The following is a 7209-nucleotide window of genomic DNA, read 5'->3' as shown; positions in this document are numbered from 1 at the left end:
TACGCCGCCAGCGACTGTCTGACCGGTCCGGGGCGGAGTTTAGGGGACGGCAATGGAAAACACCAATTGATAATTGAGAATGGATAATTGATAACTCGCGGAAAAGAGCGCCAAGTCCAGAAACGCAAGAGGCCGCGTCCAAACGATTGGTCGCGGCCTCTTGCGTTCAAAGACAGCAAAGCACCTGCTCGCGTCGTTATCAATTCTCAATTATCAATTTTCTTTCCCCATCCCTTCCAACAGCGTATACACCGCCTGCCGCTTCAGCCCGGTGTGGGCTGCCATGATTTTCGCCACCCGGGATACCGGCAGTTCCGCCAGCAGGGATTTTGCCAGGGCCTGGTCCTGCTCGCTCCAGTCTGCGGCTTGCGTCGCGGGTGACAATACCAGCACCAGCTCGCCGCGTTGCTGGTTGCGATCTGATGCCACCCAGTCACAGATATCCGCCACGGCTCCCATGCGAATGGTCTCAAATTGCTTGGTCAGCTCACGACAGAGCGAGATTTCACGATCTTTTTCAACCAGGGGTTTTAGCGCCTCGAGGAAGGAAAGCACCCGATGAGGGGCTTCATAGATAATACTTGTGACTGACAGCTTGGCCAGGCGCTCAATGGCCTGTTGACGGGGCGCCCCCTTGGCCGGCACAAAACCCTCAAAAAGAAAACGATCAGACGGCTGACCCGCCGCTGCCAAAGCTGCCAGCAGTGCCGACGCACCGGGAATCGGCACCACCCGCACACCGGCCTGGTGGCAGGCGCGTACCAGACGATAGCCGGGATCACTGACCAGCGGCGTTCCTGCATCACTGATCAGGGCTCCCTGCTCGCCTGACTGCAAACGGGCCACCAACTCTTCGCTGCGCGCACTTTCATTATGATCATGACAACTGATTAGCCGACTGCGGACTCCCAGCTGTTCCAGCATGCGTTGACTGTGCCGGGTATCCTCCGCAGCCACCCAGTCCACCTCACCCAGTACCGCTATCGCCCGACGACTGATGTCATCCAGATTTCCGATCGGCGTACTAACAATATACAAAGTTCCACTCATATCTGTGCACGACTCAACTGGTGGGGCTCCAATGAAGCGCCTACAATAGCGACTTCATTCTGGTAATACGAACCTCTCGCCATGGAATTCAGAAAGGCCCGTTTGGCAGCCCTGCTTGCTGCCGCAGTCATCGCCGGCTGTTCCACCACAACTCCTCCGCGCACCACGGTTTATGAACAGCCGTCGGCACCCAAGGTTGGCAGCACCCCCTCGGCGCTGTCGGCTGCCCGCAGTCAGCTGGCCACAATGAAAACCGATGCCCGCATCAATGCTGCACTGCAATGGGCAGAGGATTATCTGGACCAGCAACGGGCCGGCGATGCCAGCCAGTTGTTGGCCGATCTGAACCCACAGGTCATGGACAACAAGCAGCGGTTTGCCTGGATACTGCTCAGCGGTCGCGCTCAGCTTGGCGACCAACGACCCGACGAGGCGCTTGGCCTACTGCAAAGCCACCAGAGCGACATCCTTCAATACCCCGCCGAGCAACAGGCCCGGCTGGATCTACTCAAAGCCGACGCCCTGGCCATGAAGGGGGATCTGACCCGCAGCCTTCAAGAACGGGTAGCCGCACACCCTTTATTGGAGGATGACGACCAGGACTACAACCACGGCATGATTTGGCAGCTGCTGATGCAGCTGTCCAATACCGAACTGGCCGATGCCATTGAGGGCAGCAGCGGCGATTTGCGTGGCTGGCTCACCCTGGCACAACTTTACCGGGACCCTATCGCCGACCTGGATGCCCAGGTCAGCCGGCTGAATCAATGGAGCGCCCAGTGGCGCACCCACCCGGCCACCGAGGACGTCCCTGACATTCTGGACGCCCTGGAAAAAGCCGCCAATGAAAAACCCAGCAAGGTTGCCATTCTGCTGCCCACCACCGGCCCTCTGAAAAATGCCGGCAAGACCCTGCAGGAAGGCATTATGACCGCCTACTATCGGCACAAGCAGAACGGCAACCCACCGCTACTGCGCTTCTATGACTCCGGCGGCGACAACATCCTTGCCCTGTATGATCAGGCCATTCAGGACGGCGCCGACTTTGTCCTCGGGCCACTGGCCAAGGACAAGGCAGCCACTATTGCCAAACAGGGCTCCCTGCCCGTTACTACACTGGCCCTGAACTACATTGATCAGGACAACCTGCCCGAAAATTTCTTCCAGTTCGGTCTCGCCCCGGAAGACGAAGCCCGTCAGATAGCCCTGCAAGGTGCTCGCGAAGGCGCCAGCCAGGCAGGCATCCTTTATCCGCAAGGGGAGTGGGGAGAACGGGTTGCCCAGGCTTTTGCTGAAGAATGGCAATCTCTTGGCGGCACAGTAACGGTGACACGCACCTACCAGGAAGGCCCCTCCCTGGGAGATACCGTCAAGGAACTGCTGCTGGTGGCCCAGAGTCAGAGCCGCGGCGAGGCAGTCAGCCGCTTCACCAGCCTCGACATGGATATCCAACCGCGCCGCCGTCAGGACATGGGATTTCTGTTCCTGCTGGCCAACCCCAATCAGGGCCGCCAGGTGAAACCTGCTCTGAATTTTCATTACGCCAAGGATCTACCGGTGTATTCCACCGCCCTGATACACAGCGGCGAGTCCAACCCTCGCCGCGACCAGGACTTGAACGGCGTCCGCTTTGTGGACATGCCCTGGATGCTAAGCAACGAGGACTCCGAGCTGCGCAGAATGACCGAAGAACAATGGCCCGAAGGCCACGGTCGCTACGAGCGCCTGTTCGCCATGGGTATTGATGCCTACCGGCTGCAAAGCCGTCTCTACCTTTTGAGCACCCTGCCCTCCAGTGAGCTGCCCGGAGTCACTGGCCGTCTGAGCATGAAACAACAACGCATCGTTCGCGAACTGGACTGGGGCGTCTTTATCAATGGTGAAGCCCGCGCCCTGCCCAAGGTGTCCGAGCCGGGAAACAACAGCAGGTCCCGTGAAGTTACGGCGCAGTAACAAAGATTCCGGTGGCGAAGCGGAAAAACAGGCTGCACACTGGCTGACGCAGCAGGGACTGGCGGTTGTGGCTCGCAATTTCCGCTGTCGGCAGGGCGAAATCGACCTGGTCATGCAGGATGGCGACACCCTGGTGTTCACGGAAGTGCGCTGGCGCAGTTATCGTAGCCATGGCGGTGCCCTGGCGTCCGTTGATCGCCACAAGCAACGCCGGCTGATCCTGGCGGCCCAGCATTACCTGGCCCGTCACCCGCAATACCATGATCGGCCCTGTCGCTTTGATGTACTGGGAATGGAACCGGACAACAATGACACTGTCCGTTATCAGTGGATACAAAACGCGTTCTACAGCGAGTAACTGAGCCCAATAACCGAACGCGCAGAACAATGAGGTAATTATGAGCGTGGACCGTATCCGGCAACTGTTTGCCGAAAGCATCGAAACCAAAGCCAAGGCCGGCGAAGTGTTACCCACCGTCATCGAAGCGGCTGGTCAGGCCATGGTGGAATGTCTGCTCAACGGCGGCAAGATTCTCACCTGTGGTAATGGCGGCTCCGCCGGCGATGCCCAGCATTTTTCTTCGGAGCTGCTCAACCGGTTCGAGATGGAACGCCCAGCATTGCCAGCGATCGCGCTGACCACTGACTCCTCCACACTCACCTCTATCGCCAACGATTACAGCTATAACGAAATCTTTTCCAAGCAGGTCCGTGCCCTGGGCAGTAGTGGCGACATTCTGCTGGCCATCTCCACCAGCGGCAACTCCGCCAACGTCATCCAGGCCATCCAGGCCGCCCACGACCGGGAAATGCGCGTTGTTGCCATGACTGGCAAGGAAGGCGGTGAAATGGTCAACCTGTATGGCCCCAACGACATTGAGATCCGGGTACCTGCCACCTCCACCGCTCGCATCCAGGAAGTTCACCTGCTGGTGATCCACTCCCTGTGCGACTACATCGACCAGCAACTGTTCGGAGGCCAGTAAATGGCCGCACGCTTCACCCGCTTCAGCTACTTATTGGCCGTTCTTCTAGTGCTGGCCGGCACCGCCGGTTGTGTTTCACTGTCCAAGGGCATGTCCGACCAACCTGTCGACCAGAACCACGGGAAACGCACCTTCGGCGCCTTTATCGAGGACGGCAACATTGAGCGCAAGGTCGCCGTGAATCTGGCTCGTGCCAGCGCTGAGCTAGACGAGTCACGCATCGTGGCGGTGAGCTACAACGGCAACGTCCTGCTTGCCGGCCAGGTGGCAAACGAAGACCTGAAGACCCAAGCCGGCAATATCGCCGAGAAGGTTCGCCATGTACGCCATGTGCACAATGAGCTGCAGGTAGTGGGCTCCAACTCTTTTCTGGCACGCACCAATGACACCTGGCTGACCAGCAAGGTCAAAAGCCGCCTGCTGATCAACGGTGATGCCCCCGGCTGGCGCACCAAGGTGGTCACGGAAAACGGCGTGGTCTACCTGATGGGCCTGCTGACCCGCGCAGAAGCCGATGCGGTGGTCGAGCAGGTACAGAAGGTGTATGGCGTGCAGAAAATCGTGAAGATTATTGAGTATATCGACTGAAGATAGCTTCAAGTTGAAAGTTCAAAGTTGCAAAGCGCGGCACGGTCTCCTGCCAATCGGCTAACGCCCTGCCCGCGCCACACAAAAAACTCCAAATTGACACATGGAGCAGATTGCAGGATTGCATAACGAAAGAGGCCGCACCCAAATCTATGGGCGCGGCCTCTTTCTTTTCAGATCAGCACCTTACTCAGGCGCGTTGCAACTTTTAACTTTCAACTTGCAACTTATTTAACCACCTTCAGATGGCTGACTTTTGCCTTGCTGTCGTCCTTTTCCGGCTCCGGAGGAGTCGGCTCTGGAGGCGGCTCTGCCGGGTCGAAAGCCATGCCCTGACCGTTCTCGCGAGCGAAGACAGCCACCACCGCGTTCACGGGCACCCGCAGGGTCATGGGCATACCCCCGAAGCGGGCAGAAAAAGTGATTTCCTCATTGCCGGCGATAAAATTCGTCACCGCCCGCGGCGCAATGTTCAACACGATTTGACCGTCCTGAACAAAATCTTGAGGCACTTCCACCCCGGGATAGGAAGCATTCACTGCCAGATGGGTCGTCAGGCCGTTATCACAAATCCACTCGTGGATCGCCCGTATCAGATACGGGCGATTGGGAGACATATCGGACATGATTACAGCGGGTTGCGCAGTTCGCGCTCGGCATCTGTCAGGCTGGCCTGAAAGGCATCACGGTCGAACAATCGCTCAGCATAATCCAGCAACGGCTTTACCTGCTTGGCCGGCAGCTCGATACCCAGAGCCGGCAACCGCCACAGAATGGGACCGACCACACAGTCCACCAGGGTAAACTCTTCACTCATGAAGTACGGCAGCTCACTGAAGATCGGCGCAGTAGCAATAATCGCTTCACGCAGCTCCTTGCGACGCTTGTTCAAGCTGGCCTCTTTTTCTTCACCAGCCAGAATCGCATCAACGTGGCCACACCAGTCGCGCTCGACCCGATGAATCAACAGACGGCTATGCGCACGGGCAACCGGATAAACCGGCAACAAAGGCGGATGAGGGAAACGCTCATCCAGATATTCCATGATGACTGTGGACTGATACAACGTCAGCTCACGGTCCACCAGGGTAGGTACTTCGTTGTAAGGGTTCAGCGACGCCAGATCTTCCGGCTTGTTGCTGTTGTCCACATCAACGATATCGACTGTGACCCCTTTTTCCGCCAGCACGATACGCACGCGATGGCTGTAATGATCTTCCGGGGAAGAAAAGAAAGTCATTGAAGAACGCTTGGTCACCACACCCATGGTCGAATCATCTCCGCACAAATAGCTATAACAGAAACAGGGTAACCGCTTACACGGATACCCTGTTCAACGCTGAAAAGGGGCACTAATGGTTAGTGCACGTCTTTCCAGTATTCCTTCTTGAGCAGGTATGCCGGGACAAGCAGAATGCCCAGGAACACCAGTACATACACACCCAGACGCTCGCGCAACGGGCGAACCGGCTCGGCGGTGTACGCCAGGAAATTGGTAAGATCACCCATTTCCTGCTTGAACTCCTCTTCGCTCAGCTCAGCTTCCAGACTCGCCATCACATGGGGCATACCCACGTTCTCGAACACCCGGTTGTTGTAACCGAAGGGACGAGATTCGTCTTCGTAGAAGTTGATCAGGTAGGAATACACCCAATCCTCTGAACGATAACGGGTCACCATGGTGAGATCCGGCGGTGCATTGCCGAACCACGCCTTGGCGTCTTCCGGATCCATGGCTGTACGCATCTGATCACCCACCTTGTCGGTGGTGAAATTCAGCTTTTCCTGTACCAGCTCTTCCGGAATCTCCAGATCTTCAGCCAGTCGACTGTAACGCTGGTACTGCAGACCATGACAGCCCATGCAGTAGTTTACAAACAGCTTGGCACCATTCTGCAGGCTCACCTTGTCCTGCAGATTGACCGGTGCCGGCACTTCATACTCACTCTTGCCACCACCGGCCGCAAAGGCAACCAACGGCAGGCAGCTGAAAAGAACGACCGCTAATTTCTTCATCAGTGACCCCCCGTTACCCGTTCCGGAACCGGCTTGGATTTTTCAAATTTGTGGACAAACGGCATGATCAGCAGGAAATAGCCGAAGTAATAGATCGTACCGAACTGCGCCATCATGGTCTTACCCGGCGTCGCCGGCTGGGTACCGAAATAACCCAGCATCAGGAAGTCCAGCACGAAAATCGCCATGAACAGCTTGCTCAACCAGCCACGATAGCGGATGGAGCGAACCGGGTGGCGATCCAGCCAGGGGATCACGAACAGAATTACGATCGCACCACCCATGGCTACCAGGCCCCAGGCCTTGGAAGACATGATGATATCCAGGGTCGTGGCACGCAGCATTGCGTAGTAGGGACCGTAGTACCATACCGGCGCAATATGGTCCGGAGTCTTCAGCGGGTTAGCCGGCTCGAAGTTCGGTTTCTCCAGCAGGTAGCCACCGCCGTCCGGGAAGAAGAAGATCACCACGGCAAAGATCATCAGGAACACGATCACGCCGGGCAGGTCTTTCACGGTGTAGTAGGGGTGGAACGGAATGCCGTCTACCGGGATACCGTTTTCGTCCTTGTTCTGCTTGATTTCCACGCCGTCCGGGTTGTTGGAACCCACTTCGT

Annotated in this window: 8 protein-coding genes and 1 pseudogene; 4 read left to right on the top strand and 5 right to left on the bottom strand. The window is 57.2% G+C overall.

Going from position 1 to position 7209, the window contains the following annotated elements:
* Positions 1 to 213: 213 nt before the first annotated feature.
* A complete protein-coding gene (gene rsmI, locus HUJ17_RS03970) occupies positions 214 to 1050 on the bottom strand; it encodes a 16S rRNA (cytidine(1402)-2'-O)-methyltransferase (RefSeq protein ID WP_290509453.1) in 837 nt (278 codons plus the stop codon).
* Between the two features lie 81 nt (positions 1051 to 1131).
* Between rsmI and HUJ17_RS03965 the strand changes: the two genes are divergently transcribed.
* Genes HUJ17_RS03965 through HUJ17_RS03950 form a run of 4 tightly spaced genes read left to right on the top strand, consistent with a single transcriptional unit; the run spans position 1132 to position 4577 of the window.
* Entirely contained in the window at positions 1132 to 3003 is a 1872-nt protein-coding gene (locus HUJ17_RS03965) for a penicillin-binding protein activator (RefSeq protein WP_290509452.1), read from the top strand.
* Positions 2984 to 3361, top strand: coding sequence for a YraN family protein (locus HUJ17_RS03960; protein WP_290509451.1), 378 nt, complete (start codon positions 2984 to 2986; stop codon positions 3359 to 3361). The genes HUJ17_RS03965 and HUJ17_RS03960 overlap by 20 nt, the downstream gene beginning before the upstream one ends.
* Positions 3362 to 3401: 40 nt before the next feature.
* Positions 3402 to 3989: a phosphoheptose isomerase gene (locus HUJ17_RS03955; RefSeq protein WP_290509450.1), complete on the top strand. Its 588-nt coding sequence runs from the start codon at positions 3402 to 3404 to the stop codon at positions 3987 to 3989.
* Entirely contained in the window at positions 3990 to 4577 is a 588-nt protein-coding gene (locus HUJ17_RS03950; protein ID WP_290509449.1) for a BON domain-containing protein, read from the top strand. It begins immediately after the preceding gene.
* A gap of 227 nt (positions 4578 to 4804) precedes the next feature.
* Here HUJ17_RS03950 and HUJ17_RS03945 read toward each other — a convergent pair whose 3' ends face one another.
* From HUJ17_RS03945 to HUJ17_RS03930, 4 genes and pseudogenes are all read right to left on the bottom strand, one after another.
* On the bottom strand, positions 4805 to 5203 hold the full coding sequence (locus HUJ17_RS03945; protein WP_290509448.1) for a ClpXP protease specificity-enhancing factor: 399 nt from the start codon (positions 5201 to 5203) through the stop codon (positions 4805 to 4807).
* 2 nt (positions 5204 to 5205) lie between these two features.
* Positions 5206 to 5844, bottom strand: coding sequence for a stringent starvation protein SspA (gene sspA / locus HUJ17_RS03940; protein WP_290509447.1), 639 nt, complete (start codon positions 5842 to 5844; stop codon positions 5206 to 5208).
* 92 nt (positions 5845 to 5936) lie between these two features.
* Positions 5937 to 6593, bottom strand: coding sequence for a cytochrome c1 (locus tag HUJ17_RS03935; protein ID WP_290509446.1), 657 nt, complete (start codon positions 6591 to 6593; stop codon positions 5937 to 5939).
* A pseudogene (locus HUJ17_RS03930) lies at positions 6593 to 7209 on the bottom strand (cytochrome b); the annotation flags it as partial. The pseudogene HUJ17_RS03930 and the gene HUJ17_RS03935, both read right to left, overlap by 1 nt.

Origin of the sequence: Alcanivorax sp. (genome assembly GCF_014762765.1) — a bacterium.
Classification (GTDB): Bacteria; Pseudomonadota; Gammaproteobacteria; order Pseudomonadales; family Alcanivoracaceae; genus Alcanivorax.
The sequence above is the reverse complement of the archived record's forward strand: the minus strand, read 5'-3'. Positions and strand labels throughout refer to the sequence as shown.